The 26,039-nt window shown below is 34.8% G+C and carries 30 protein-coding genes, 1 tRNA gene and 3 pseudogenes; 9 read left to right on the top strand and 25 right to left on the bottom strand.

Features of this window, described 5'->3' with window-relative positions; all coding sequences use genetic code 11:
- From C502_RS19025 to C502_RS0116760, 8 genes and pseudogenes are all read right to left on the bottom strand, one after another.
- Positions 1–199, bottom strand: a pseudogene (locus C502_RS19025) (IS982 family transposase); the annotation flags it as partial.
- Between the two features lie 915 nt (positions 200–1,114).
- Positions 1,115–3,481 (bottom strand): DEAD/DEAH box helicase, encoded by a 2,367-nt coding sequence (locus tag C502_RS0116790; protein WP_018679949.1) that lies wholly within the window; start codon positions 3,479–3,481, stop codon positions 1,115–1,117.
- Positions 3,482–3,541: 60 nt separating this feature from the next.
- Positions 3,542–4,741: a tyrosine-type recombinase/integrase gene (locus C502_RS0116785; protein WP_018679948.1), complete on the bottom strand. Its 1,200-nt coding sequence runs from the start codon at positions 4,739–4,741 to the stop codon at positions 3,542–3,544.
- A gap of 633 nt (positions 4,742–5,374) precedes the next feature.
- Positions 5,375–5,653 (bottom strand): hypothetical protein, encoded by a 279-nt coding sequence (locus C502_RS0116780; RefSeq protein ID WP_018679947.1) that lies wholly within the window; start codon positions 5,651–5,653, stop codon positions 5,375–5,377.
- Positions 5,654–5,707: 54 nt separating this feature from the next.
- Complete coding sequence (locus tag C502_RS0116775; protein ID WP_018679946.1) at positions 5,708–6,055, bottom strand: hypothetical protein; 348 nt, start codon at positions 6,053–6,055, stop codon at positions 5,708–5,710.
- Entirely contained in the window at positions 6,036–6,536 is a 501-nt protein-coding gene (locus C502_RS0116770) for a hypothetical protein (RefSeq protein ID WP_018679945.1), read from the bottom strand. Before C502_RS0116770 ends, C502_RS0116775 begins: the two co-directional genes overlap by 20 nt.
- A 70-nt stretch (positions 6,537–6,606) precedes the next feature.
- On the bottom strand, positions 6,607–6,774 hold the full coding sequence (locus tag C502_RS19300; protein WP_004661789.1) for a hypothetical protein: 168 nt from the start codon (positions 6,772–6,774) through the stop codon (positions 6,607–6,609).
- Positions 6,775–6,886: 112 nt separating this feature from the next.
- Positions 6,887–7,456 carry a cell envelope integrity protein TolA gene (locus C502_RS0116760; RefSeq protein ID WP_018679944.1) on the bottom strand — a complete coding sequence of 190 codons (570 nt, stop codon included), beginning with the start codon at positions 7,454–7,456 and terminating at the stop codon, positions 6,887–6,889.
- A gap of 110 nt (positions 7,457–7,566) precedes the next feature.
- Between C502_RS0116760 and C502_RS0116755 the strand changes: the two genes are divergently transcribed.
- Positions 7,567–7,821 (top strand): helix-turn-helix domain-containing protein, encoded by a 255-nt coding sequence (locus tag C502_RS0116755; RefSeq protein WP_018679943.1) that lies wholly within the window; start codon positions 7,567–7,569, stop codon positions 7,819–7,821.
- On the opposite strand, the gene C502_RS0116750 is transcribed toward C502_RS0116755, so the two are convergent.
- The 3 genes from C502_RS0116750 to C502_RS0116740 form a co-directional block, all read right to left on the bottom strand.
- Positions 7,818–8,042, bottom strand: coding sequence for a helix-turn-helix domain-containing protein (locus C502_RS0116750; protein WP_018679942.1), 225 nt, complete (start codon positions 8,040–8,042; stop codon positions 7,818–7,820). The genes C502_RS0116755 and C502_RS0116750 overlap by 4 nt on opposite strands.
- 292 nt (positions 8,043–8,334) lie before the next feature.
- A complete protein-coding gene (locus C502_RS0116745) occupies positions 8,335–8,613 on the bottom strand; it encodes a glycine zipper domain-containing protein (protein WP_018679941.1) in 279 nt (92 codons plus the stop codon).
- 53 nt (positions 8,614–8,666) lie between these two features.
- Positions 8,667–8,867, bottom strand: a complete 201-nt coding sequence (locus C502_RS0116740; protein WP_018679940.1) for a hypothetical protein — start codon at positions 8,865–8,867, stop codon at positions 8,667–8,669.
- A gap of 334 nt (positions 8,868–9,201) precedes the next feature.
- Between C502_RS0116740 and C502_RS0116735 the strand changes: the two genes are divergently transcribed.
- Positions 9,202–10,101: a helix-turn-helix transcriptional regulator gene (locus tag C502_RS0116735; protein WP_018679939.1), complete on the top strand. Its 900-nt coding sequence runs from the start codon at positions 9,202–9,204 to the stop codon at positions 10,099–10,101.
- Positions 10,102–10,501: 400 nt separating this feature from the next.
- Here the strand turns inward: C502_RS0116735 and C502_RS0116730 are convergent.
- Positions 10,502–10,578 (bottom strand) — tRNA-Ile (locus tag C502_RS0116730).
- Between the two features lie 159 nt (positions 10,579–10,737).
- On the opposite strand from C502_RS0116730, the gene C502_RS0116725 reads away from it, so the two are divergent.
- Complete coding sequence (locus C502_RS0116725; RefSeq protein WP_018679938.1) at positions 10,738–11,979, top strand: site-specific integrase; 1,242 nt, start codon at positions 10,738–10,740, stop codon at positions 11,977–11,979.
- A gap of 366 nt (positions 11,980–12,345) precedes the next feature.
- Here the strand turns inward: C502_RS0116725 and C502_RS18480 are convergent.
- A pseudogene (locus tag C502_RS18480) lies at positions 12,346–12,867 on the bottom strand (BRO-N domain-containing protein); the annotation flags it as partial.
- Positions 12,868–13,023: 156 nt separating this feature from the next.
- On the opposite strand from C502_RS18480, the gene C502_RS0116705 reads away from it, so the two are divergent.
- From C502_RS0116705 to C502_RS0116690, 5 genes are all read left to right on the top strand, one after another.
- Positions 13,024–13,464, top strand: coding sequence for an Arc family DNA-binding protein (locus C502_RS0116705; protein WP_018679934.1), 441 nt, complete (start codon positions 13,024–13,026; stop codon positions 13,462–13,464).
- 253 nt (positions 13,465–13,717) lie between these two features.
- Positions 13,718–13,951 (top strand): hypothetical protein, encoded by a 234-nt coding sequence (locus C502_RS19775; RefSeq protein ID WP_018679933.1) that lies wholly within the window; start codon positions 13,718–13,720, stop codon positions 13,949–13,951.
- A gap of 33 nt (positions 13,952–13,984) precedes the next feature.
- Entirely contained in the window at positions 13,985–15,691 is a 1,707-nt protein-coding gene (locus tag C502_RS18475) for an AAA family ATPase (RefSeq protein WP_018679932.1), read from the top strand.
- Between the two features lie 337 nt (positions 15,692–16,028).
- Positions 16,029–16,661, top strand: coding sequence for a glutathione S-transferase family protein (locus tag C502_RS0116695; protein ID WP_018679931.1), 633 nt, complete (start codon positions 16,029–16,031; stop codon positions 16,659–16,661).
- A gap of 147 nt (positions 16,662–16,808) precedes the next feature.
- Entirely contained in the window at positions 16,809–17,444 is a 636-nt protein-coding gene (locus C502_RS0116690; RefSeq protein ID WP_018679930.1) for a hypothetical protein, read from the top strand.
- Between the two features lie 356 nt (positions 17,445–17,800).
- On the opposite strand, the gene C502_RS0116680 is transcribed toward C502_RS0116690, so the two are convergent.
- The 12 genes and pseudogenes from C502_RS0116680 to C502_RS18455 form a co-directional block, all read right to left on the bottom strand.
- Positions 17,801–18,766, bottom strand: a complete 966-nt coding sequence (locus C502_RS0116680) for a lipase family protein (RefSeq protein WP_018679928.1) — start codon at positions 18,764–18,766, stop codon at positions 17,801–17,803.
- Positions 18,767–18,903: 137 nt separating this feature from the next.
- Positions 18,904–19,488, bottom strand: a complete 585-nt coding sequence (locus C502_RS0116675) for a lysozyme (protein WP_018679927.1) — start codon at positions 19,486–19,488, stop codon at positions 18,904–18,906.
- Positions 19,485–19,685 carry a hypothetical protein gene (locus tag C502_RS0116670; protein ID WP_018679926.1) on the bottom strand — a complete coding sequence of 67 codons (201 nt, stop codon included), beginning with the start codon at positions 19,683–19,685 and terminating at the stop codon, positions 19,485–19,487. Before C502_RS0116670 ends, C502_RS0116675 begins: the two co-directional genes overlap by 4 nt.
- Positions 19,686–19,778: 93 nt before the next feature.
- Positions 19,779–20,105 carry a hypothetical protein gene (locus C502_RS0116665; protein ID WP_018679925.1) on the bottom strand — a complete coding sequence of 109 codons (327 nt, stop codon included), beginning with the start codon at positions 20,103–20,105 and terminating at the stop codon, positions 19,779–19,781.
- 50 nt (positions 20,106–20,155) lie between these two features.
- Positions 20,156–20,602 (bottom strand): surface-adhesin E family protein, encoded by a 447-nt coding sequence (locus tag C502_RS0116660; RefSeq protein ID WP_154650429.1) that lies wholly within the window; start codon positions 20,600–20,602, stop codon positions 20,156–20,158.
- Between the two features lie 102 nt (positions 20,603–20,704).
- A pseudogene (locus C502_RS18470) lies at positions 20,705–21,048 on the bottom strand (hypothetical protein).
- Positions 21,021–21,578, bottom strand: coding sequence for a hypothetical protein (locus tag C502_RS19380; RefSeq protein ID WP_018679923.1), 558 nt, complete (start codon positions 21,576–21,578; stop codon positions 21,021–21,023). Before C502_RS19380 ends, C502_RS18470 begins: the two are co-directional and overlap by 28 nt.
- A 773-nt stretch (positions 21,579–22,351) precedes the next feature.
- Positions 22,352–22,582, bottom strand: coding sequence for a hypothetical protein (locus C502_RS0116645; RefSeq protein ID WP_018679922.1), 231 nt, complete (start codon positions 22,580–22,582; stop codon positions 22,352–22,354).
- Positions 22,583–22,706: 124 nt separating this feature from the next.
- Positions 22,707–23,252, bottom strand: a complete 546-nt coding sequence (locus C502_RS18655) for a hypothetical protein (RefSeq protein ID WP_018679921.1) — start codon at positions 23,250–23,252, stop codon at positions 22,707–22,709.
- 187 nt (positions 23,253–23,439) lie between these two features.
- Entirely contained in the window at positions 23,440–23,712 is a 273-nt protein-coding gene (locus C502_RS0116635; RefSeq protein ID WP_018679920.1) for a hypothetical protein, read from the bottom strand.
- Between the two features lie 457 nt (positions 23,713–24,169).
- Positions 24,170–24,580 carry a hypothetical protein gene (locus C502_RS18460; protein WP_018679919.1) on the bottom strand — a complete coding sequence of 137 codons (411 nt, stop codon included), beginning with the start codon at positions 24,578–24,580 and terminating at the stop codon, positions 24,170–24,172.
- Between the two features lie 127 nt (positions 24,581–24,707).
- A complete protein-coding gene (locus C502_RS18455) occupies positions 24,708–25,073 on the bottom strand; it encodes a hypothetical protein (RefSeq protein ID WP_018679918.1) in 366 nt (121 codons plus the stop codon).
- Between the two features lie 478 nt (positions 25,074–25,551).
- Here C502_RS18455 and C502_RS18450 point away from each other — a divergent pair, with 478 nt between their 5' ends.
- Positions 25,552–25,713 carry a hypothetical protein gene (locus C502_RS18450; RefSeq protein ID WP_018679917.1) on the top strand — a complete coding sequence of 54 codons (162 nt, stop codon included), beginning with the start codon at positions 25,552–25,554 and terminating at the stop codon, positions 25,711–25,713.
- Positions 25,714–26,039: the final 326 nt, after the last annotated feature.

The following is a 26,039-nucleotide window of genomic DNA, read 5'->3' as shown; positions in this document are numbered from 1 at the left end:
ACCATGTGAAAAAGGCTTTGAAATTACTGAAGTGAGAACACTTATACCAAATGGCGATAAAGCTAATTTCCGAGATGGTCAGCTGTGCAGTTCTGATTCTTAAAGAGTAGCGGATTTGTTTGAGAAACTTCCAATAAGTTGATTCAAATTTAAGAAAGAAATCATCGATTACACAGAATAATTCGGTACTATTGAACATTAGGACTAGAGCTTTAGGTTTGGTAACTCAACTGATGGCTCTAGTTCTTTTATTTTTCAAGTCAATTTTTTATCCACGATTCGGGTTAATTAGAATAATGAAATATATTAGACCATCGGATTTTTGAACTGATGGACCATCAAATAGACCGTTGGTCTAAATTTTTTTTCTTATTTTCCCCATTGAAAAACCCTCTAAACTCATTGTTTAGAGGGTTCGATATATGGTGGGCCCACCGTGACTTGAACACGGGACCAACGGATTATGAGTAAGAGGTAACAAAGATATTTTACCTATATAAAACAATGTGTTGAATATACCAAAAAGATGAAAGCTGAACAAATTCAATAAGACCATTCCATTTTTCGTAACTTGAAGAAAATTAAGTAAATACTGTTTTACTACATCAGTTTTCTTGGGAGAGTCCCATCAGTAAGTTCAAGAAAAATAATAGCCATCTCCTGAGATTGACCGTTGATGTACCACAAAATTACCATAGCAAAACTGATAGACCGTACTGAGTAACTATAAGAAAATTAACAATTTTACCAAAGACCACAAGAGACCGTGACCTCTTTGTACTGTAGTCGGAAATAGGATATTGTACCGTAGTCATTCAGCCATTGAGCTTTCCGACACCCGATTTGTACCCATTTCAACATATCCACCTACCGAAAATAGATGAAAAAAAGAAAAACCCCACCTACCAAATACAGAAAATCGAAGAAATCAAACGGAAAATATCAAATCTTTCACCCCCTCAATTTTTCCCCTCTGCCTACACCAATTTTTTTGCTACGCTGAACAGCGTTGCTAGCCAGCAACTCATATCGCTAGCTAGATGTTTGGCGTAGCAAAAAAGAAATGTGGTCATCTCCGAATGGAAATGACCAGAAAGTACAAAGCCAAGTCAAATTATGCAGTCTGATCGAGGTTCATATCATCATCGAAAACATCGACCTCATCAAATAACTGAGAGACCAATGTCAAGGGAGTCTCTGATCCTGAGAGAAATAACCCTGTCATCGAATTGAAAATACGCTCCCCTAACTGAAATTCTTCTGGCACTTGCAGATATGGAGCTTGTATCTTCGCTATAGATAGGTATTGATAATTACCAACGACAATCCCATTGAACTCCAAATATCGCAATTCAGGCTTTTTGGCATTACGGTCATTCACTGCAAAAAATTTGGCAATGAAATTAGCAGCCTTACTGGGGTCAATGACAACCTCTTTGGTTTTTAAGTCTACTTTCACACCCGAAATAAGCTTTTCCTTGATAAAGGTTTTGAAAGGAATATTTGTTTGCTGATTAATGCTTCCAATAGCGTCATGTAATAACTTCGCTGCATCTATAGGTGTCAGGCGATACTTTCCGTGAAGATAACGTTCTGGCGCATAACGATAGAATCGTTTGACTAAGTATTGAACCACGATATTTGATGAATAGGCTTTGGATGCCCTCATTACCTTATCAAATTGCCGAGTTTCAATAATGTGATAAATGTCGTTTAGATTGCCAATGACTGTTGAAAGAAGAGCAATCTTTCCTATAATATCGACAGTCGCCGCATGATATGGAACATCATACTTTGCAACCATTTTATCAATAAAACGATCATCATTTTTCTGCTGCTTGAGAATATCCAAGCCGAAATCTTTGAGTAGCGGTTCTTTTTCTTCCCCATCAGCCATTTCTTGATCAGAAAAATCATCATCAGACAGAATCCTAGATTCTTTGAGACTTAATGCCTCCCGAACATCTGCATCAATTTTTGACAAGAAAATTTCAAATGCAATAGGAATACTTGCCTTGACAGCTTTTTCACTCAGTTCTTTTTCTTCATTTAGAGATTCTTTGATGTAACTTGGCGTTTGTGTTAAATAATCCAAACGATATTTGACTTTACAGCTCGGCAGTAGCTCTTCAATACGGTGTTTAAAATAATAAAAATTGGCATAGCAATTTGCTTTATCCATACGATAGTAATTGGCAGCAATACTTGCTGCATTACGCTCAACTTTGCCATTATGGACTGTAAAGAGCTTTGCGCCTGAAAATTCATTGAATGTCTCATTGAGTAAATTCACACGCTTATAGATGCTTGTGATTTGCCGCTCTTCATCATACATATCAAATGTATAATCATCAAAAATTTCAGCCAATAATTCTGAAATTTTATTCATCCGAGTAGTATATTTTTTATTCTTGTTCAAATAAATTTTCTTGAGCGTATCTATATTAATTTGATGGTTTTCATCTATTTTCGTATGAAGCACCATAAAACATGGCACAGTCGTTTTTCTCAACCGACCTAGAAACTGGACTAATTCTTCAGGATGAGCCTGTTTTCCAATCACGAAAACAGAATCTATGTCTCCATCGAGGTTATTAATATTGACTCCTTCATCCATAATGGACGTAGAGAATATAATATCAATGTCTTCAGGAATTAATTGAGATGAAAAAAGTTCTTTAACATCTTGGTCATTCTTACTTTTACTATGAATGACCAATGTTTTTACACCAAAATATTTTTCTGTAACAGCAGCAATACGTTCACATTTTTCCCGATTATTATTGCGTACTATGATTTTCTTACGAACACCTTTTTCTTTCATCAGATTTAGACGATTCTGTATTAATGATATAAAGCTGTATTGATCTCCTTTTTGCAACAAAATCATATCTATTGAACGTTCAAGAGAGAGTTGTTCCAAATCAACCTGATAAATTTTATCTAGTACTGGCAGTCCCAAAGTATCAAAACAATGCGATGTAAAGGTAGCGGTTAAATACAACACCGTTTTGAATTTCCGTTGTTTGATATTCAAGACAACTTTATTGATTGCCTCATCACGATAATCACCTGATGAATATAGTTTATGGCATTCATCAACGACCAATACAGTAGAATCCAACTGTTTGTGTGATAATACATCAGCAACTGCATCTAACTTATCATAGGTACATACCACGACTTTCTTGGTTTTATCTTTAAAATCCACTTCAGTCGGTACATTTTTATCATAGTAGAAATGATAGTTAATTTTACCGTATGAGTTTGCATAGGTATGCTCTAGCTCTGTCACTTTTAATACAGAAGGAATAATCATCACAATAATGTCAAAATTCTTTGATAATTTTTCCATTACCATTGAAGTCTTACCAATTCCTGTCCCTGCCTTAATGAGAGCGTATTTATTTTTCTCAATCGGCAGAGATACATCAGATAAATATTGATTTTGCTTTAGGGTAATCTTGTGTAATTCGGACATAAAATCTCCTTGGGTGTAACTATTAATTACACCCAGAAAATAAGTGAATATGTTTAAGTATTAAGCTGCGTCAGTATGATGTCTAATCACAGCAGCAACATCTTCAGAAGCCTGTTTCAGCGTACTTGCCTGTAGATGTGCATAACGTTGGGTGGTCTGCGGAGAAGCATGACCTAATAGATGCTGTACAACATAAAGGCTCTGACCACTGTTGACAGCCAAACTTGCGAAGTTGTGGCGTAAATCATGAATACGCACATTGCCAATGTTGGCAGATCGCATAATCTTCTCGAACGTTTTTCGTATATCGTTATACGGCTTCCCTGTTTCAGGATTGGCAAAGATATAATCGAATTGCTTTGGTAGTTTCTGAATAATCATCAGTGCATCATTATTCAAATTAATACGACGAGCTTTGCCTGATTTATTCTCACCAAGTAGCCATACGCCAGTATTAAGATCAATATGAGACCATTGAAGATCCATAGCCTCACGCTTGCGTACGCCTGTCAGCAGTAGAAATCTGACAATTGACACAATAACCAAGTTATCAATGCCAAATTGATGCGGTGCATATAGCACTGTCACCAAAGCTTTTAATTCTTCGTCATTGAAATAACGCTCTTTCTGATTATTTTCTTTATACTTTTTGACTCTACTGACAAGATTAGTGTCAATCAGTTCATAATCAATTGCCATTTTATAAACGGCTGAAAGTAATGCACGGATTCGATTGAGTGTCGCATGACTTAGTTTCTTCAGACTGATTTCGGTGAATAATTGATTTAATATCCCTGCATTTATCTCTGAAAATGTGAGTTTTGCCAATGCAGGCATTAAATAATGACGCAACCGTGATTCATCATCTTTATAGGACTTTTTACGAGTCTTAGCCGTTGGTAAATAAGTCGATAAAACAAAATCACCAAAGGTTATTTCTTTAGATAGAGTTTCTTGATCATCAAAAGGATGCTCTCCTTTTGCAATTCTTTGCTGATAAAGTTGTACCCGTTCAATAAGATTGGGAATTTCTCTATCAAATTCTAAATGGGAATATGTTCCCAAGCTTTTAGAAATTTTCTTACTTTCAAAAGTTAATCGAGCTAAAGCACGAACCTTATCTTCTGTCGGTACAAAGCGAATCCCCGACACAGGACAATCAGGCAGCAGTTTACGCAGATCAAATTCTTTACCACATTCAAAACCACGAATCGAATGTGTTATAGCAGTTTCTTGAAGTGATGTTGGTAGTTTAGCCATATTCTTTACCCTTCTTGATGAATAATCAAAAAAAGAATATGTCCGCAAAAAATGATCAAACACGCCAAACTACAAAGTAAAATGGATTGTTTAGAACATTTCTGATTAGGCAAAGAAGAATTGTAAAAAAAGAAACAACTCTTATTGAGAATGAACACAACATCTCTCCTATGAAAAAACTCAGCATCTGACTATCCCTATCCTCAATCGGGAGGATAATCATCCGAAAATAAATCAAAAATCCGAACCATTTCGGACATTGATTGTCATTTCTCGTTTCACATTTCATTAAAGAAATATGTCTGTTTGAGCAGAGCTGTATGTTTCCATAGAGTGAGGCTTTGGGTCTTGTGAACTTTAAAACACAGTGAGATTCTTATACAATCCCACCAACGCACAGAAGCCTATAGTGACTGAGCATCAACTATTCAAGAATAATATCTATAAGTCTCACCAATTTTCAAGTTTTTATTGTACCCTCAAATGTCTCTACCAACGGACTACTAGAACGTAAGCCACCCTATTTTGAAAATCCATCACGTCATGCCTGACTTCGCTATCAAAAAAGAAACCGTAAAGCCAAAAAAGCTTTACGGTCTATTTTGAGGTAAGACAGTGGTCTGATAGGATAATTCAGTAATCAATCGGCAATAAGATGGTTGTTAGACTTCGATCAGCTTCAGTAATGATCCAAATTTTATCCGTTTCATATTGATAGCTAGAAAAGATACGTCCGCCACTAATGAGAGCCTCTTCATTACTGTCTTTATCCTCAGAACATAGATTTCCCCAATCACCTATATGATGAAGTTGCAACAAGCCAAGTAGGTCGATTTGATGCTGATTGGCAAAGGTTAAGGCATTTACAGTCGCTACCACTTGACCAAGCTTAAATAAAGGTTTCTTTGACATTTTTCCGTCCTTGATGCTGTGTGCTAAAACTCTAGGCTGTAACTCACTCAGCGTTCAGTTCGAGATCATGGGTAAAGAATGTTGAGGCAATAATGTTCGTGGAATGAACACCAAAACGCCCTCATTGTCATTGAGTAAAATATAGATTTCATACCAATCCGATAATTCCTCTATATATTCAGCCTCGCCATTTTTGATCTTTTCATAAAGACTAAAAGACAGTTCTGGTAAAGGCTGAAATAACTCTTTGCCTTGCTCACATACAATAAACCACCCATGTTGGGTGGCTTGATAGGCTTCTTCATATTGCGTTTCCAGTCGAGATATCGTACTGGATATTGCCAAAGCAATTTCACGGTTGATTACATATTTGATGTCATCCTTATGCTTGATGTACTTCATTTTCGATCTCCTTTTCAGGGCGTTTTTTACTGGTTTTGGTTGGCGTGATCTCTTTGTCGGTTGATACAAGGTCTTCCAATTGGTTTACCCACAATTCAAAATGAACATCAACTTCCAATAATCTTTCGGTCATAGGATGTGGTTGGACAAGTTTCTGATCTACAAACACCGCAGCAAGGAAGCAATGGTTATTTGCCGATTTCCCTGAGAACAGAGATTTGAATGCCGTTGCATGAAATGGCTTTTCAGTGGCTTTGAGATTTGCCAAACATTGTAAAATGTCGGTGACTTGAATGAGTTCGGCGCTAAAGCCACCGCTTGATTCATTCTTGCAAAGTGAGATCCCAAAAGACTTATCTTCTTGATGCTGCCATATTTGATAATGCAGTTTCCCTTCGGCACGTTCAGAAAGCTTATTACAGATCAAAGTCTCGACAAGACAATAGCCCACTTTGTCATGGATACGAGGTTGTGGTTGCATGATGATGCTCCATAAATACAAAACCCCCAATGCACGTTACTGCATTGGGGGCTATTAATAAGGTCAATATTTAAATAAATTGTAAGGCTGCAATCAGTACAGCAGCAGCTTTTTCCTGATGACTGGCATCAATGCTATTACAGATACGGATACTATTTGCCAAGTTTTGACATTTAGGGTGAGGAATGTTGTCTATAACCTCACATACTTTTTCAAGTTCTGGATAATGTTTTTTCATGGTGTTTGCTCCTTGATTGAATCACCATGAAAATAATATCTATGCCAATCTAATAGTATTACACCTGCAAAGTTATTTAATTAAATACAACTATGATTATTTACCTAAATTTTCATGGTAGAGGTGTATGAAAAACATATTCACCTATTAACAAATTTGAAATTTTAGTATGTATAACCCCATTATCAAATGCAGTGTAAACTTTATATAGCCCATCACACTGACTAAATTCTGCATTATAAGTTTCTTTTCCAAATGATACAGGACTGAATTGGTTTGTATCTTTACAGTTCATTACGAATGTTAAAAGACTATTCGCCTTATAACCATAGTTATAAGTACCATCCTTATTACGAATTGCTGAAAGCCCTTCCCCTCTATCTCTCCATTCTTTAGGCTTTATGAAATGGCTTTGCTTATACGTAGGTTGCGAGTATGTAAGACGTTCTTGCTCTGATCGTTGTTTTTCAGCTTCGGCTTTTTGACGAGCCTCTTCTGCCTGTTGCTCCTCAAAGCGTTTAGCTTCTTCTGCGGCTGCAATCTGCTGTTTTTCATTATCCGTATAGCCAATAGTGGCAACACGTAAATTATTTAATGATTCTGCTGATTGCTGTATTTCAGGATCACTTGAATTAGCTGCAATTGAAAGCACACTTGCAGCTAGGTTGTTCATAAACCCCATGACATTTCTCCTACATAGCGGTTGGTTAGAATTGTTTAGGAATAGTACCCAATTTAGGTACTATATGTATCTATTTTGGGTACATTATTTAATGTATTCAAAATAGGTACATGACAAATAGTATTTATACTGACGAGATGCGAACTCTGATCCATTGGCTCAAGAGTGAACGCAAATTACACCATCTTTCTATGCGTAGCTTGGCTGAACGCATGGACAAGCCTCATTCGTACATACAAAAAGTCGAACAAGGTGAAAGACGTTTGGATATTGTGGAATATGTTTGGTATTGCAATACGCTTGGAATTAATCCTCAGACAGGCTTGGATTTAATTCAAGAAGAAATCAAGAAAGCAAAGGGCTAAGATTGTTTTTGCAATTCATCTTGAATAATCTCAATTGCGAGATTGTGATCAACATTCAAAGCACGGCAATATCGTAAAAATTCAGTGATCTCTAAAATATGTTGTCCCTGCTCAATGTCTTGTATATATGAAACAGGTTTATTCAAATTTTGTGCGAGCTGCTGAATCGTTAATTTTCTTTTTTCACGCTGCTCTATCAGCCATTGCTGTAAAACTTCCATATATTTACTACTCCTTACTTGATGACTAAAGAGCTTGAAAAATATGGAATATTTTCTACAAACCTGTCTACGATTTTATAAATGATCTTCGCACTGGATTTATAGAATGGATTTAATTGCACGCTAGAAAAACCCGAAACAATACGAAATACTAAGCAGAATTTTTTCATGGTCACTCCCTTGGTTATAGACCATGAAAATAATATGTGAGCAAAACTTCCTTAATTACACAAGTGATTGTCAGAATGAGAAGAAATCATATCTCGACCCATTCTGGCTATCTGATGCAATATTACTCATTATTATTCTGATGAGATTTATCACTTTTATCTGATGGTCCAAAAATACCACCTATTAGTCCCCCAACAACTCCACCTATTGCTGTGCCAACAACAGGAATCATTGAACCTACGGCCATACCTGCTATTGCACCTTTAATAGCTCCACCTTTACTTGGTTCTACTTCAGTTGTTGTCGTTGTACTTCCATCTGAATTCTTCTGTGTCGTTCTTGTGACTAATCCTGATGTCAGATCTGCTGATGCTTTTACAACTTTTTCCAAGTTACTCATAAAATTACCTTTTCCTAAATAATGTTTGACGGATTGGTTTTTAAACTATCGAATTACTTAAAATTTTTACCAGAATGTGCTTTGGCTTCATTCTCTTTTTGACTTTGATAATGGGCTTGAGCTTGAGCCATCAACTGGTTGTATTGGTCTTTATTACTTGCTTGCTTTGCTTGAGCATAAAAGCGATCTCCGTTCTTTTTGCAGCTTTCAGCTCTTTTCATAAACATGTCAGATTGGTTTTCATAATGTGCCATTGTTTTCTCCTTGTATAATGATGGATTGACTCTCCAACCAAACTAGGTAATTGTATTTTTAGTCATAAAAATCATAACAACTTGTACCTAATAAAGGTACAGTTATTTTCTACTTTATGAATGAAATTTGGTATTCATAAAGTCATCTTGTTACTGATATTTAAAGACTAACAGGAAGGATAGACAGGTGATGTCGTTGCAAATAGGACAATGGGAAAAAGAATCAATTAATAGCTTTCAGAGGGATATGGCATGATTTTTATGGATAGCGACATCACCTGTCTATCTATGTAGATACCATAGATATAGGAAAATTCATTTTTGGACAAATCAAATGACAGATAATGAAAATGAGCATGTAAAACTAGCAATACGTATTACTGATATGCTATGCCAACTAAATGAGGGTAAAGCGTTGGATACCAAACGGCTTGCAGATAAATATGAAGTCTGTAGACGTACCATCCAACGTGATATTAATGAACGCTTGATGATCGCATTACCGATGCTAGGACTGAATGAGAAAGGACTTTATGCCCTCCCAGATGATTATTTCGGGCAGTTAGATGATAATGATATTCGTCATTTTTCAATGCTTTCAGGTGTTTCTGACCTATTTCCCAACATGGATAGACAATTTTTGCGTCGAATACTCAATGAAAATGCAAAATCTGTATACGAAAGCAAAGGGCAATTCAATGAAGATGGCACAAAGTTCAAAGCTCTATTTGAGCAACTTGAACCTGCAATTCTAAATCGACACAAAGTCACACTGTATTATAAGGGTCGCTATCATCTACTTGAACCCTATAAGCTCATCAATCATCGTAGCTGTTGGTATTTGGCAGCAGTCAAAGATGAGAAGTTGAAAGCCTACCGTCTCAGCTTTGTCAAAGACGTTGTTGTTCACAGCGATCAACATATTTTCCAACATAGCAAAGAAATATTGACTCAATTAGAAGCAGAAGAAAGTATCTGGTTTGGACAGGACAAACAGGAAGCCATTTTAACCATCAGTGCCGAAGTTGCAGATCATTTTAGGCAGCGAAGCCTATTACCTCATCAACAAATTGTCAAAGAAATGGATAATGGGGCTTTGCTCATTAGTAGTCAGTATGTCAGTTCACTACAGCTTCTTTCACTAATTCGTTACTGGATGCCACATATTCATGTGGTCAGTCCTGATAGCTTGCAAAGTGAATTGATGGATGGACTAAAGGCATATATCAACTAATACAAGACTGAATGGCAAAGCTGACAGATATGTTCTCTACAAGCAAAACTCCCCCACGCCATTCAGTAATTTCCCCTAGAACTCCTGCCCCAACTGAGAAATCTAAGCAATCTCACAATTCCCCCATACACATCATGTTTTCCCATGCATTTTACGATGCGATGACATTAAGAGCATGGATTCATCGACATGCCTAAATCGCATGGCAAGACACAATGCTTGGAAAACGATCTGGGGGTAAATCATAGAATATATGTAGGCACTGTGTAGGCGGTCAACAAGATAGACCATCGGATTATCGAACCGATAGACCACAGTACGGTCTATCAAAGGTAGTGAGAAACACAATCAACAGGCACTAAAAAACCTCATAACTCAAGTAGTTACGAGGTTTGATAAATGGTGGGCCCAGACAGACTTGAACTGTCGACCAACGGATTATGAGTCCGCTGCTCTAACCAACTGAGCTATAGGCCCTATACTTTATAACTGCTTGTATTCTATACAATTCAGCTTGAATCCAATATTAGCGAAAATCATTTTTAATTACAAGTTTTTTCTTGAGTAGACCTATAGTAGACCGCAAAGAATATGTAATATGATGCTAAATGTTGTGAAACAAGCGGATTCTAGCTCATGTCTGCAAACAGAGTAAAGCTTACTAAGTCATTTATTGATCAACTCGAATTAATTCCTGCGATTTATCGTGATAGTGAGTTAATTGGCTTTGCTGTGCGTGTAAATACATCATATAAAACTTATATCGTTGAGAAAAAGGTTAATGGCAGGTCTACTCGGTCTACTCTGGGCATTCATGGTCAAATAACCTTGACTCAAGCAAGAGTACTTGCTCAAGAAGCTCTTTTAGATATGACGATGGGTATAAAACCTATAGATAAGAAAAAGAAGAAGATTGCAGACGCCAAATCAGTTTTTGATATTGAAAAGTCTCAACCAACTTTAAATGATGCATATCTGGTATATATCGGAGAACGTACATTAAAACCGCGTACATTGGAAGATTACCGTGATGTGGTTAATGGCTATTTAAAAGACTGGAAGGATACTAAGCTTAAAGACATTACTAGAACAATGGTTCAAGAAAAACACAAAGACCTATCAGTTAATAGTAAAGCTCAGGCCAATATGTGTATGCGTGTCTTTCGAGCTATTTATAATTTTTCGATCGAACACTATTTGGATAATGATGAACAACCCATCATTCCCCCACTTAACCCTGTTAAAACTTTAACAGCGAAAAAATCATGGAATAAGATCCGTAGACGCAGTTCATATATCAATGAAGATAAGCTGCCTGACTGGATCAATGCTGTATTAAATTTTGAGGATCGTGGACAGCTGCTTGAGACTAACAAAGACTTTCTCATCACTTTAATCCTAACCGGCTTTAGACGTGAAGAATGTGAGTCGCTTGCTTGGTCTGCTGTAGATTTGAAATATGGGTACATAACTTCAATAGATCCAAAGAATAATGAACCTCATACCCTTCCTATGGGTGCTTATCTTTGGGAGTTGATGAAGAAGCGTAGAAAGCAAATTGCTGATGACTGGGTTTTCCCTTCAGCAAAATCTGAATCTGGTCACATAACAAACATTTCAAAAGTTAGGGCTAAGATCAATAAAAGCTGCGGCATCCAGTTTACATTTCATGATCTACGCCATACTTATGGATCTATTGCCGAAAGTCTGGACTATGGGAAATATACGATTAAAAAACTACTAAATCACAAGAACGAAGATCAAAACGATGTCACCGCTGGTTATGTGCAGATCAGTGATAAAAAACTTCGTGCAGCTATGAATAAGATTGAGGAAATAGTTTTAGGTGAACATAAGCAGAACCATTCCGATAAATGATGGAATGGCGGTTTGATTTGAAAGGCAAATATTTAAATCTAAAAAGTAAAAAGCCGCTTGAACAAGCAGCTTTTGCGAACGCGGGTTCGACTCCCGCCATCCCAAGACTAAGAATGATTATTTAATAAATGATAACGATCCATTGGCGCTAAGGATGTGTATCAATGCTCTTTCTTAACTCCACCTGTTTTTCTTTTTCAATAAACGTCCATGCGACAAATCCGCCATCATTGAAATGATCATGGATTGCAGAGCCCATGTGTGGATTAATGCCTCTTACAGCCGCACCAAACTGCCTCCACCACCCAGTTAGCCACCAGATGCATCGGCCATTGCTCTGGCATTCATTGTGCTTGGTTGTTTGTCTGAGCTAAACAAAGCAATCAAATGATGGACGTATTCAACTGCTAAAGGAATTTGATCAACTGAGATCTCATCTATACCTTTTACGTTAAAACATTGGTGAACGAGTTTGTAGGCATCTGAAAAATTAAGATGTTGAGACTTTGCCACCAGCATATTCACAGCATCGTTTAAAACCACACGTTCTGTTTTATGATTCTTGGTCGTAGGTTGGACTTCCCTATCCAAAATATCTAAAACCCATTTTCGGAATTCTTTTGCGACAGGTGTACGGGCAAACATAGCAATCAAATGACATCCACGGAGTGAAAAAATCCGCATACCCAAATTGGGTAGCTGCGGGTTTTCTATCACTTGCGTCATTTTGCTAGTAAATTCATCTGCTTTACGGTTGAAAATTTTACTGACCGCATTTTCCTGTTTATAACCTAAAGTACGAGCCAATTCTGTAGATGTAATCCAAACTTGCTCATCATTTTGTTGTATAGGATGCAATGTGACTGTATTGAATGTTAGACTGTTCATATCAGTTTTCTCGCTGAAAATTGGTAACTCGCCCCGTGATCCGCCAAGATTGTTCGGGGCGTTTTTACACCCCAGTGGGGTGTATTATTATTAAAACATTTCCGAAAACTGATTATCGATATGAGCAAGCATCTAGGGGTCGAATATAAAGTTCGAATGCCACAAGAACTAAAAGATAAAATTGCAGAGTCAGCCAAAGAACTGAATCGCTCTATGAATGCGGATATTGTTACTAGGCTGGAAGAAAGTTTTTTAAGAAATGAAAGTTCAACTCCTCCACATTCAGAAGTTAAGATATTTCATTTAAAAAATGGTAAAAAACGTGTTGTTTATGGCAAGCTTTTAAATAACCTTAGCCTAGATTACACACAAGACCTTAGCCAACTTCGAGATGATATTCATCTTTCTCTTGAAGTATTAAGTGGTTCTTCTTTTTGGAATTCATTAAAGTTTTTTAATAAGGAAGTTCTTGTCTATAAAGGCGACAATCATATTGATGTTGTCGACAATGGTGAAGGTAGTCTTGGATGGTTAACTGTAGAAGATCATATCACTGATGAATATATGGAAAATTTGCATAAAAAAAGTGATCAATAGTAAATCATTACTTACTTTTTATGGATACTGTTTAACATTTTATTATTAGAAATTAAAATTTTAGGGATTAAAAATTCTTACTTTTGAAAATATTGATTTGAAGAAAAAAGTGTTAAGGAAATATCTCAGCTATTAAAGCGAAGTTCTGGTGCTATCAGAGCTCGCCTTAAAAAACTGAGATGACTTTTTATAAAATATTACTTTTATTCACACTGATATAAGATTAATGTAAATTAGATTATTTGGGGCTTATATGACTAATAAATTATATTATTGGGCAGAGAATTTAGAAAACTATAGTTCTGATATTGATCAAGAACATCCATTTTCAATTGAAATTAAAAAACTAAATTTTTTTATCGGAAAAAACAACTCAGGTAAAAGTCGATTTGTTAGAAATTTATTTTCAGCCTCAAAATACACAATACAGGACTTTTCTTTTCCAAATTTAACTGAACATTTTAATGAGTTAAAATCTTTAGTTTAAAATAATTCAGGGAGTAATTTTTGGATTGGAAACATGAATTCTAGAGACAATTATGATTCGGTATTAAGGCTTATAAATAGTGTTATTTTGTCTCCTCTTTTCCCTAAAAACAAATATAAAGAAAACTATATAAATGTAATAGGTCAACTCGCAACTGTAAAAATTGATTACTCAGAAGAACTCTCTAGTAAAGTTATTGAAATTCAAAATTTTGTTAATGATTATGAAACTAATATAGAATTTGAAAATATTAAATTTTATATACCAATACTCCGCGGTATGCGTCCAGTAACTGAGCAAGAAAACAAACAACCTTATATCGAACGTGCTCAAAAAGATTATTTCCCTGAAAAGAGCAAATTTGGTACACATAACATCATTACAGGTGAATGCCTCTACTATGAGTTAAAAACTCATTTATTAGGTGAACCAGAGCAACGTGATTTAATAAAAAGTTATGAAGAAAAACTTAGTCAATACTTCTTTGATAATGAACCAGTTTCACTCATCCCGAAGCATGATCAAGATGTTGTAAATATTAAAATTGGTTCTGAAAGGCAGTTTCCAATTTCTCAGTTAGGTGATGGTTTACAACAAGCTATTATTTTAACTTATGAAGCTTACATAAAAAATGTAGATAAAAATGGAAATAAGCAAACCCATGCTTTTTTTATCGAAGAGCCTGAATTAAATATGCATGCCGGTATGGTTCGGCAATTGATGAATTTCTATCTAAATGAAACCAATCATTACTATTTTTTTACGACGCACTCAAATTATCTCTTGGATATGGTCGATGAATCTGATGAGGTCATAATTCAAAAGTTCGTAAAGCAACCTAAAGATGGCAATCCTAAAGAATTTGATTTTAAAATTTATCGCTGCGATAAAGACCATGAATTATTAAGCTCATTAGGTGTTCGGCCATCATCGCTGTATTTAGCCAATTGTACAATTTGGGTTGAAGGTGTAACAGATCGAATGTATTTATCGAAACTAATGCAAAAATACATTCAATTCCTTGATAATAGTTCTGATCCAAACAATAAAGAAAATGCCAAGAAATATAAAAGCTTTATGCCCAATTTTCATTATGCATTTATTGAATATGCTGGTGGAAACATCACACACTGGAGTTTTCTTGATGACTATTCAACAAAAGAGGAAGCTTTAGAGTTTTTAGAGAATAGTAAAGGTTTGACAGCTAAAGCAATTACAAAGAATATTTTACTTTTAGCTGATGGCGATAATGAAGGTAAAGCGGAAAGACTTCAAGAGTGGCAAGATGAGTTAAAAGATGAGAATGTCCACGTCTTACCTTGTAAAGAAATAGAGAATACTTTATCAGCTTCAATAATTTACAAAGCATGTCTAATAAAATTTCTGGGAGTAAAAAGAGCTGCTGCTAAAATTACATTAAGTCCCGATACACAAAACAGATTAACACAGAAGGGTTTTACGAGAGATATAAGTAAATTTGATATTGAAAAACTAAGTTCTTCAATTAACTTTATTGGTCATGAGGGTATTGGAAAAATTATTGATGATACTATCCGTCTAGATAACTCTGTTACACCTCCACCTCGTTTATTTTCAGATGCTTCAGGAACAATTGATGATAAAGTTAGTTTTTGTGAAATATGTAAAGTATTAATGACATATGAAGATTGGGAGCTTACTGAACCAGCAAAATCTGTTTGTGAAAAAATATTTACTCACATAACGACATGTAATAATTAAAATTGCCATCAAAGATAATACTTACAAAACTAACATATTATTCGTAAAAAAAGTAAAAGCCCTCTATTGAGGGCTTTTATAAATGCAATTAAGCTGATTGTTTACGAGTGGAAACGGCAATAATTGCCCGAACAAGAAATAATAAATTTTGAATAAGGTTTCGCTCTGTCCTGACTTACAACTCCAAACGTTGAAGAACATCTTATTATTCACATTTTCTATACCAGTTGGATGTTATTTATAAGTAGTTAAACAGCACTATCAGTTGACTTAAGGGTATATTTGAAACCGAAAAATTGGGGAAATTTCCCATTAAGTTTTGAAGACAGGAATCATCATGATTACATTGCATCACTTAGACCAATCACGCTCTTTCCGCATTTTGTGGTTACTAGAAGAAATCAAACAACCGTATCAATTGCAACGCTATTACCGTGACAAAAAAACTCATTTGGCACCTGAGTCACTAAAAAACATTCACCCTCTAGGAAAATCTCCTGTGATTGAATGGCAAGGTAAAGTCATTGCAGAATCAGGAGCTATAGTAGAGTTGCTAATTCAAAGACTTGCACCACATCTAGCACCAGATACAAATGATGCTACTTATGCAGATTACCTACAATGGATTCACTTCGCAGAAAGCTCAGCGATGGTGCCATTTTTATTAAAAACGTTTAATCAAATAGAAACTAAACACGGCACAAAATTAGTATTTCTAGAAAACTACACTCAAATTGAGTTTGATAAAGTTTTTGGTTATTTAAATGATTATTTAAAAGATAAATTATTTCTGGTGGACGATCGTTTAACTGGCGCTGACTTTATGATGGGATTTGCACTTCACGGGTTAATTCATCATATGAAACAAGGTGAAAAATATCCCCATATCAAAAACTATGTCGAACATTTGAGCTCACTACCAAGTTGGAAAGCTGCAGAAAAAATTGAACAAGATGGTGTAATGATCTAAAAAAGATAAGAATAGTTAAAGTATGTTTCGAAAACTAACCTATGAACAAAGCCCTCTTATGAGGGCTTTTACAAATACAATTAAGATAATTGTTTACCGGGTGGAAATGGCAAGAATTGCCCGAACAAGAAATAATAAGGAAAGAACATGAAGTTTAATTTTTCGTTGGATACTGCAATTATCGTTTCTTTATTTACAGTATTTTTTTACGCCTGCGGAAAAAATTACTTGGCAGCTTATATGGCTGTATTCCTGATTGATCCTGTAGTACTTAATTTTTCTGCCGCAGATAAAATTAATTGGGGATTTTTGAATTGTGCTGAACCAATTGGCTTACTGCTAATTTTTTTGCTTATTATTTTTTATATCCAGTATTTGTTTTCTTACTTTGATATAAAAATTCCATTTAAATTATCCTTACTGAAAAAGAAAGCTGAACATATCCCTCCTATACATAACTCCTCTATTAAACAAGAATTGATTGAATCTAGAGTCCATACCAGCTTTTGCATGATGACAGTAACTCTTATAATTATTGTTAGCTTCCTTTCATTTGCAGCAATTGATATTAGGGCATCAAAAGCTGCTAATCTAGTATTAGAAAATCCAACGTCTCTACCCAAAGTAACACTGAAATCTGATAAAACTTTGCAAGATCTTCACGTCATTCGGTGTGGTATCAATCTTTGTGCAGTAATAGATGTAAAGAAAAATGTTTCTTTAGTTGAACCAAAAAATGTAGTGTATTTGAGTTCTAATTTTGATAAAAAACAAGTACATTAGTTTTTTAGTATTCATTTTTCTAATTATTAACAAGGAAATTAAATCTCATTTAATCCATCTGCGATAGAAATTGCAGCAATTGAGCTACTTGCTAAAAAACGAATGGTTTCACATACAAAAGAATATAATTGGGTAGAACCTATTTTCTATTCAATTAGTTATGAAAGAGTAAAACCTAGCTCTGATATTGCTGAAATTACGTATACTTACAATGGTCAAGATGGAAATATATATAGCAGTAAAGAAACATATGAGTTAGTTAATTCTACTTGGAAACCACATTCACTTTTTGGTGACTGAAATCTAAGTCTATGCTCACAATCCATATAGAGAAAGTGAGCATTTCATCTTCACTCTTATTGTAGTTTACAAGCACTAAAATGAGTTTTCCTTAAAATTTCCAAAGGCTCATTGTATTCAGCTTTATTAATACGAGCATCTAACTCAGCAGCCCACATTAAATCACGGAATAAAATATATCTAAAATGCCCTTGAATTGGGTTAGTTTTATATAATTCGACTTTATTGACAAACTGGTCTTTAGGTGCAGGAATCCAGTCGAAACCAAAAATATAATGCGCTGTTAAACTTCTTGTATATCTTACAGCCTCTGAATAATTTGCTACTAACCAAAATCGTGGATCTCTTTCTTTAGAATTCGCCATCGCACGCTTTTCAGCTTTTGTACGTAAGTCATGAATACGACCACTTGGATTAAATGTCCACACTTCAGATACATATTTAGAAGTATCTGGATGTAAGGCAACATGTGCAGCAAGTGCCCCACCTAAGGAAAAGCCAGTTACAACTATTTTATGAACATGCGGATATTGAGTTGAAAGAGTCTTAAGCAATTCACGGGCTTGATTATATTGAGACATATCACCTTTAAAATCTGCTAAATACCAATCATTCTTAAAATCATCCATTTGAGAACCAGTATAAGCAATAACTAAAGCTTCAATTTGATCAGGCTGTTTTTTATCGTGTAATAAAAATGCCCGTGCTTCAAAACCTTTCGGACCTTTAATTTTGTATGGCTGATTTTTATCTATTGATTGCAATTGAATAGGCTCTAATCTTTTCGGAATTTCGATCCAATGATTTTTATCTTCTTCATTATTTCCTTGTAGTGCCAAAGCCGCAGCTGTCACATACATATAACCTTTACGGGCTGCTACTAGTTCATCTGGCCCAAATTGTTTAGAGTTTTCTTTCAAATATGGTTCATTACACCAGTACTTATCTAATCTTTCAGGAGCAATGAGTGAGCAACCACTTACCGCAATAGAAATAGTGATTAAAATTATTTTTTTTAACATTATTTTCCCCTTATAAAATATTATTTATTTAGATAATACTTCAATTATTAAATAAACCAAGAAAATAGAGTGAATTTTAATCACATAAATAGTAGAAAATGCTTAAGCTTAATAATGAAATTAAGCTTTCATTTAAATTATTTCTTTAAAAATAATGCTCTCTCTGCTTCACGGCGGCGAACCAAACCATTCAACACACTACCGCCCGCTTTATTCCATACCAGAAATTGATCCGCTGCGGCTTTATAATCTAAAGCATTCAGATACTTCACTAAGATCGACGTTTTAAAAGCATTCGTCCCGATGTTATAAGCTAAAGAAACCAGTGCATCGAATTGATTTTGTGAGAGTGGAATATTCACAGCATCATTTACAGCTGTTTGAAAGCGCCTCAAATCATGTTGAAAAAAGGACTTTGCTTGTTCTAAGGTACAACTATTGCCTTTCTTTACAGCAACACCATTTGGGTAAATCGTTGTCCCATAACCAATCGTCCAAACGCCTACACCATCGTCATAAGCTTCCAATTTTAGATCTTCAAAACTGGTGATAAGTTGAATACCGACTGAACTTACACTCATGTCAGAATCAATTGCTATTCCAAGCATATCGGCAACATCATAGGCTGTAGCAACATTTATTAATTTATCAGTGGCATCGACTTGTTTTTGAGTCAGTTTTCCACCACTGATTTTACGTAAATAATCAATGATCGCCTTCATGATTCCTCACCTACTTTTTTACTAATCATTCGATCTACCAAAAGTGTGCCTTTAAAGCCCACAATACCACCCACAAAAATTGAAAGCTGTATAGGTAATGATCTTACCATCGCTAAAATAACGGATAGAATTACAGCGACCACTGTCAGATTATGTGCATCTAACCAATCTATTACATATTTAAAATAATTTTGCATTCACTTTCCTCTAGACGTAAAAAACGACCAATAGGTCGGTTCGTAGATATAAAAAAACCCGCACTTGGCGGGCTTCATAAGAATTGAATATTCTCAATCACAAGTGATATTTAGTTTTTCACTATAGTAGTCAGTTGTAATTTTAAGATCATTCATCAATTTATCTTTTGGTTCAGCATTTGAAAGTTTCAATAATGCTGGCAAATATTCATGCTCGTATAATTTCGGATAATCTGTACAAAGCACTTTGCGTTGAAGTCCTTTATTGGCGTTTGAATCGTCAAGAATATCTAAGAACTCGCCAATTTTCTTATCAGATTCTGCAACAGATTTCTCAACAGACTCACTTACTTTTTCGGGTTGCTTTTGACAGCCTACAAAGATTGTTATTACAAGACAAATTAGTAATATTTTTTTCATGTACTTAGCTTTTTATAGTGTTGAAAATAAGTTTCCTTATTCAGGCATTTTTATTGAACTTCTAATGTTGAAACATCAACTATTTGTTGTTGATACTTGGTGAATTTAAGCCCCTTTCCTTTTGTCTTACATGCAACTTTCCACAATTCTTCTGCAATAGTCTCAGGAAATATTACTCGAATATTTTCTTCTGGAACAGATGCCGAATATGTTACTTTGTTGTCCTCTGTATATTCACTATACGCAATATTTCTATATTCTTTATTGATACATGAATATCTATTAAGCAATTTTGATTTCGTATAAAACTTCATCTCATTAGATTTTTTTGATACTGATTTCACCCAAATATCTACTTTATTATTTTTAAAATCATATTTATAAAATTCCTTATCTATCCAGTAACTTGTGTCGTCAGTTGATACAACATATCCCCAGTCAGCTCCAAAAGATATTGATGGAATAATCAACCCACAAGCCAAAATGAATTTTTTCATATAAAAAAATTCTCTCAATATTAAATATATGTATTTCATTTATAAATCCCCCATTCATATGAAGGATTTATAGCATAAATAATCCAGTTTTAACCGAATCTATTAAAAATTGTCTTTGAAGTCTTTAAACTCTTTGGCCACATCTAAAATGGTTGAGCCCTCACGGGCATTAACATAGTTAAATGTCCATCTGATGATGGCCCAAAACGGCAAACCAGTTGCAAAGAAAATACCCCGATTGCACACATCCCCGCCCATGTTGTTGCGTAATCGTGCATAGAGAAATGCTGGATAATAAATCCTCCTGCCTCGATACTACCAATTACTGTTGAAACAAGACTAACTACCCATTCACTACGTGAGCACGATATTCTCGTCATAATTACGACCAAGTAACCCAATGCAACTACAACGGTAATTATTGCCCCCATAACCACTTTTGCCATGCTAGGTAAATCAAATCTGCTGATTTCTCACCATCAATACCTGCAATTTTCAACTGTTCAATAAAAGCCTTAATTTTTCCAGAACTATCACTAAAGCCCGTTGAAATCTTATTTGTAACTTGCTCAACATCGACACCTAGAGCTTGCCCAGTTTCGATTGCATTCTTAAAAGATTGCTCTTGCTTTTTAGTCTCAAGCGTAGCAGATGCTGCAGCCTGTTGAGCTTCAGTTACTCGACCAAACTCTTCAAAATTCTTGGCAGTTTGACCCGCATTAGTACCTGCATTTTGAATTGTGGTTGTAGCATTATTTAAGTTTTGAGTCAGGGCACTTGCCATTTTAGTTGTGCTTTCAGGCACAATTTCACCGATCTGCTTAGCGGTTTCCGCTGAAGCTTGACGTAGTTTTTCAGCTTCTTGTTTGATCGCTTTGAATATTGCTTTAGTGGTATCTTCTGACTGCTGAATATTAGATATATAGTCTTTTGTATCAGCTTCAGGAACAACTTTAAATACTAATTCTTTAGACATAAGAAGCCTCATCGCCGAATAAAAAAAGCCACGTAAACATGCGGTAATGGACATATTTACGTGGCTAAACTGTAAATTTAGATAATAAAAAACCCGATTCATTTTCGGGCTTAATTACAATTAGAACGTTTGGAGAGTATTCTACTTTTCTAGCATACTTCCGCAGTACTTACATTTGATAGCTGAAATTCGGATGGATTCAGCTCAAAAATGGCATGATTTTAATTCAACATTACTCTCGATATTAGATAAATGGTTAGAGTTATTTTGAAATGCATCACGCACAATTATTGGAGCATGCTGTTTTTGCATAGGCACTTTTTTGTATTGGTATAAAAAGTTTTACATTATTACTTCCACATACAATACATTCAATAACTTGACCAGCCATATTTTTACTCTCACTTATTCTTCACATCAATTTTGAATATTTTACCTCTAAACAAATATACTTTGTACTCTTGCATATCAATATCCTACTTATAATATGTAGTTTCACAAAAAAATTTCTATCTTTATAAACAAAATATCTTAGCTTTTTTTTCCCATTTTTCTGATTAATATTTCCTATGTATCACCAATGAAAATAGCTTCGGTTATAGTTCTCATTGAATTAGTATCACGTGCAAAAACACTCATAGATAATAAAAATGAAATAGCCCCTAATAATAAAAACTTTTTCATTATATAAACCAATAGTTATTAATGACACACAATTTAAAAAACGACTAAAATTATAGCAATAAAAATGCTAACATTATTGAATTTGGAAACTATTTTTCTTTAGATATCAATTTTATATTGCCTGATATTTCAGGAATGTGAATTAATCCCGCTTGATTAGATAAAATCAACAATCCACGCTCTAAATAACCCCATTCCTCTTTAGGATATGATTTTGAGTATTTAGAGTCTTCAACAATAATAACAATAATTCCTGTCATATCTCCACTTAGTTCAACATAATCATCAAGGTCAATCATTTCCCCTGTTTGGTAATTCATAGCTAAAATGCTCTCTATATAAATGGTTAAATTTTTCTAAGCCACCTGCTTACTATCAAGCTATGTTGTAAAAACCCCCATCAAATTATGGGGATATTCATTAATACAAGCTTTAATTACTAAACTATCCAGCTAATAGTTTTTCAGTTGCTGCCTTCAAAATCTGCTGCACAATTTCATCAATGGTTTCAAAGTCTTTGAGATTTTCATAAAAAAACACTCCATAACCCTCAACATCAATTTCTTGTCCATCTGGTGTGTAAATTTTGAAATTATCATTTTCCTCTATACACATATAACGTGGATTGTTATTCGAGTCATACCAGATATCTTTCCGTCTGATTGGATCATTCGGACTATAAATCTCGATTACACACCTATTAATTAGCTGAAATTCATCATCTACTAGTTTGTAATCTTCACTTCCTAAAGGTTTATTTTGTGAATTCCATAAATGCGTTCTATATGCCACTAATTTATAATCAGCACCTACCAATATAGAAGTTGATTGAATTCTCGATTTATCTAAATGAACTTCATCCCATCTCTCTAAAACAGGCACCCCATTTTTATCAAAATAAGCAATACGAAAACATCCTCCTAAAGAATCTGTAAAGCATATTGTCTTTAATAACGGTCTTGATGGCTCCATAATAGTAGCTTTAATCATTATTATGATCCTTATCCTGAGTGAACAACAGCTTTTGGGGAAGGTTCCTTGTCTTTTCATTACTTAGTTTCAGTAGTGGTAGAACAATTATTATCATTTTCATAATTTACTTATTTCTACGTGTGAATAATTTAGTGAAGGACTTGAATCAAATCATTATAAAAGCCCCTAGGAGCTTTTTCTGGATTTAGGTGTTTTCTTTAACGATTTGGTTTAAATAATCATTTCTAATTTCACCAAATTCGACAGGTTTATAAACTTTCAGGAACTCATGAAGATTATCATAATCAACTATTTCACCATTTGGCTTCACAAACCTAAGCTCGAACTTATCACTTGATTCAGTTGAATAAATAAATTCTCCATGAGCATTGTGCCATTTCTGTTGAATGTGATTCTCATCCTCATCGATTACTTCAAATAGAATAGAGTTCAGCTTTTGTAGCTGACCATTAACCATTTTATAATCTTCAGTGCCAATTATCTTTCCTGCAAAATCCTTGAGATAGTTTTTATAAGCAAGTACCTCATAATTTGAGTTAAATAAAGTTTCACTAACAAGTCGTTTCGTGCTTGAGAACTCTTTTAATTCATCTAGAATGAGTTTCTCTCCAAGAAAGTTTGTTACTCTAAAACACCAACCCTGTTCATCGGAGAAGTAAATTGTCTTAATTGGCTGTCCTTTTTATGGCTCAAAAACATCTAATTTAATCATTATTATGATCCTTATCCTGAGCGAACAACAGTTTTTGGGGACGGCGCCTTATCTTTCCAATAGTCAGCTTCAGTAGTGGTAGAACAATTATTGTCATTTTCATAATTTACATATTTCTAAGTGTGAATAATTTAGTGAAGGACTTGAATCAAATCATTCTAAAAGCCCCTTGAGACTTTTTTATTTAATTACTCGAATAATTCTAGTTTAATAGATTCAGCCAATCAGTAGGTAGGAACTGCTCTTCTTTTTCTTCAACCAGTCCAGATGTTATCAATTTAATATTTTCAGCCGTTATAACTAGGTCTATTGATGAATCATTGAAAGCGAAAGTGAACTTAAACTTTTCATTTCCTAAATTCTCCACTACATAGTCAATTATATAAAACTGCCCACTACCCAAGTCGTTAGTAATGCTAAATTTATCAATTGATGCATTTTCAAAAACAACCAATCCTTTCTCAAGACAATATTTATTAGATTTAAAATCAGAAAAAAGATGAATATAGAGAAGCACGTTTAAATTGAATGTCTTCGGATCAAGATCTAATAAAAATCCATAAAGCCTGGCATCATGTAGCTTGCCAGGTGAACTACCAAACCTATTGATCATAGCGCTACTCCACATCCACCAAATGCATGCTTTTCTAACATGCAACGATCACCAGACAATTGAACGAACAGTATATTGTTTTTATTAAGTTATTAATATAAATAAATTAAAAAATTAATAATTCAAATCAGTGATCTAACTGCTTTAAATATTTTTCCCAAGCTTGCTGCTTCGCATGATTGGCCACTCTGGTTGCAATGGCATAGGATTTGATTTGCTGTCTTTCGATCGCTTGGGCTTCTTTTATATATTGTAAAAATGTACCATAAGACATATTTAAAACTTCTTGTTCGCTATGGCCATGTTTGACTAGATAAGAAATCGCATTAAACCAACTAGAATCTTTACTATTTTCGTTCTTGGGCTCTTTCTTAACGAAATCCACATTCACCTGAATGATATTTAAAACTAGATCATCAATTGCAATTGTATTCTCTAATTGCTCTGCAAAATCATGAGCATCAAGTGTAGTTGCTATCGAAAATACACCCATGATTTGAATAATATTGGTTTCAATTAACAGCGTGATCGTTTCTATTGAATAGGCAGCACTTTAAATTGCGGCGGTGGTGTTTGGCTCGGCAGATTCTCGGCTATTCAAGCCATTATAGAACGGAACAAACAAGCACATCAGGCAAATGAACAACAGTTACAGACTGAATCAGATTCGCGCTTAGAGAATGACTACAAACTTGCCCTGCAAGATATTCAGAAAGCGACAAACATCAATGCGCTCAATAGACCTGCTGAATATTTCAGAGGGTCGAAATACGAACAAAATATTTTAAATGCCTGCCAAGCAAAGTCAGACATGGAGGGATGGTCAGCATGAAATTTAAGTATTCCACCCTTACCCGAACAGTGACTGTGTTCGGGGCAACATGACTCATATTTATGATAACGTGAATAAGTCGGAAGTTACAGATCTGGTGGCCAATACCAAGTTTAAAGAATCAATTTGGAGAACTTAAATGTCACGTTTAACTAAATTAGAGCGTATGTCTCCTGAAGACAAAACAGCCGAATCAAACAGCTTATGGGCAGCTACTGACTCAGCTGCATTTACACCTGAGACTATGCTGGTGGTATCCCCTTTTTTAAACCCAATCGACGAAAGATCATCTATTACTTGAAAGCAGATGTGATTGATTACATTAATAAGAATAAGCTTAAACATACGGCGTAAAGGGGTTTTATACCCCTTTAAATTTATATCATAAATAGGCTTTTCGAGTAGACCGTGAGTAGACCCGAAAAGTAGACTCTGAGTAGACTTTAGAAAGATTGCGATAGATTGTTAAATGTTGCGCAAAGTAGTAGATAAGTATAATAATGCAATTAAAACAGTTATTTAAGAGTGGGTTTCGTTGCAAAAAGTGGTGAGGTGTTGCTATAAGTTTTATTAGATTTTTTAATTATGAGTCCGCTGCTCTAACCAACTGAGCTATAGGCCCTAAAA

It is taken from the genome of Acinetobacter tjernbergiae DSM 14971 = CIP 107465 (assembly GCF_000374425.1).
Taxonomy (GTDB): domain Bacteria; phylum Pseudomonadota; class Gammaproteobacteria; order Pseudomonadales; family Moraxellaceae; genus Acinetobacter; species Acinetobacter tjernbergiae.
The sequence above is the reverse complement of the archived record's forward strand: the minus strand, read 5'-3'. Positions and strand labels throughout refer to the sequence as shown.

Excerpts from the sequence above, each read along its gene's own strand:
- C502_RS0116695 (WP_018679931.1), top strand. The coding sequence starts at position 16,029 with ATGATTACATTGCATCACTTAGACCAATCACGCTCTTTCCGCATTTTG.
- C502_RS19775 (WP_018679933.1), top strand. The coding sequence starts at position 13,718 with ATGACTAATAAATTATATTATTGGGCAGAGAATTTAGAAAACTATAGT.
- C502_RS18450 (WP_018679917.1), top strand. The coding sequence starts at position 25,552 with ATGTCACGTTTAACTAAATTAGAGCGTATGTCTCCTGAAGACAAAACA.
- C502_RS0116645 (WP_018679922.1), bottom strand. The coding sequence starts at position 22,582 with ATGAATTACCAAACAGGGGAAATGATTGACCTTGATGATTATGTTGAA.
- C502_RS18460 (WP_018679919.1), bottom strand. The coding sequence starts at position 24,580 with ATGATCAATAGGTTTGGTAGTTCACCTGGCAAGCTACATGATGCCAGG.
- C502_RS19300 (WP_004661789.1), bottom strand. The coding sequence starts at position 6,774 with ATGAAAAAACATTATCCAGAACTTGAAAAAGTATGTGAGGTTATAGAC.
- C502_RS0116750 (WP_018679942.1), bottom strand. The coding sequence starts at position 8,042 with ATGGAAGTTTTACAGCAATGGCTGATAGAGCAGCGTGAAAAAAGAAAA.
- C502_RS18655 (WP_018679921.1), bottom strand. The coding sequence starts at position 23,252 with ATGATTAAAGCTACTATTATGGAGCCATCAAGACCGTTATTAAAGACA.
- C502_RS0116775 (WP_018679946.1), bottom strand. The coding sequence starts at position 6,055 with ATGAAGTACATCAAGCATAAGGATGACATCAAATATGTAATCAACCGT.
- C502_RS0116745 (WP_018679941.1), bottom strand. The coding sequence starts at position 8,613 with ATGAGTAACTTGGAAAAAGTTGTAAAAGCATCAGCAGATCTGACATCA.
- C502_RS0116725 (WP_018679938.1), top strand. The coding sequence starts at position 10,738 with ATGTCTGCAAACAGAGTAAAGCTTACTAAGTCATTTATTGATCAACTC.
- C502_RS0116675 (WP_018679927.1), bottom strand. The coding sequence starts at position 19,488 with ATGAAGGCGATCATTGATTATTTACGTAAAATCAGTGGTGGAAAACTG.
- C502_RS0116755 (WP_018679943.1), top strand. The coding sequence starts at position 7,567 with ATGACAAATAGTATTTATACTGACGAGATGCGAACTCTGATCCATTGG.
- C502_RS19380 (WP_018679923.1), bottom strand. The coding sequence starts at position 21,578 with ATGTCTAAAGAATTAGTATTTAAAGTTGTTCCTGAAGCTGATACAAAA.
- C502_RS0116670 (WP_018679926.1), bottom strand. The coding sequence starts at position 19,685 with ATGCAAAATTATTTTAAATATGTAATAGATTGGTTAGATGCACATAAT.
- C502_RS0116770 (WP_018679945.1), bottom strand. The coding sequence starts at position 6,536 with ATGCAACCACAACCTCGTATCCATGACAAAGTGGGCTATTGTCTTGTC.
- C502_RS0116735 (WP_018679939.1), top strand. The coding sequence starts at position 9,202 with ATGACAGATAATGAAAATGAGCATGTAAAACTAGCAATACGTATTACT.
- C502_RS0116635 (WP_018679920.1), bottom strand. The coding sequence starts at position 23,712 with ATGGTTAATGGTCAGCTACAAAAGCTGAACTCTATTCTATTTGAAGTA.
- C502_RS18455 (WP_018679918.1), bottom strand. The coding sequence starts at position 25,073 with ATGGGTGTATTTTCGATAGCAACTACACTTGATGCTCATGATTTTGCA.
- C502_RS0116665 (WP_018679925.1), bottom strand. The coding sequence starts at position 20,105 with ATGAAAAAAATATTACTAATTTGTCTTGTAATAACAATCTTTGTAGGC.
- C502_RS0116690 (WP_018679930.1), top strand. The coding sequence starts at position 16,809 with ATGAAGTTTAATTTTTCGTTGGATACTGCAATTATCGTTTCTTTATTT.
- C502_RS0116705 (WP_018679934.1), top strand. The coding sequence starts at position 13,024 with ATGCCACAAGAACTAAAAGATAAAATTGCAGAGTCAGCCAAAGAACTG.
- C502_RS0116760 (WP_018679944.1), bottom strand. The coding sequence starts at position 7,456 with ATGGGGTTTATGAACAACCTAGCTGCAAGTGTGCTTTCAATTGCAGCT.
- C502_RS0116660 (WP_154650429.1), bottom strand. The coding sequence starts at position 20,602 with ATGAAAAAATTCATTTTGGCTTGTGGGTTGATTATTCCATCAATATCT.
- C502_RS18475 (WP_018679932.1), top strand. The coding sequence starts at position 13,985 with ATGAATTCTAGAGACAATTATGATTCGGTATTAAGGCTTATAAATAGT.
- C502_RS0116780 (WP_018679947.1), bottom strand. The coding sequence starts at position 5,653 with ATGTCAAAGAAACCTTTATTTAAGCTTGGTCAAGTGGTAGCGACTGTA.
- C502_RS0116680 (WP_018679928.1), bottom strand. The coding sequence starts at position 18,766 with ATGTTAAAAAAAATAATTTTAATCACTATTTCTATTGCGGTAAGTGGT.
- C502_RS0116790 (WP_018679949.1), bottom strand. The coding sequence starts at position 3,481 with ATGTCCGAATTACACAAGATTACCCTAAAGCAAAATCAATATTTATCT.
- C502_RS0116785 (WP_018679948.1), bottom strand. The coding sequence starts at position 4,741 with ATGGCTAAACTACCAACATCACTTCAAGAAACTGCTATAACACATTCG.
- C502_RS0116740 (WP_018679940.1), bottom strand. The coding sequence starts at position 8,867 with ATGGCACATTATGAAAACCAATCTGACATGTTTATGAAAAGAGCTGAA.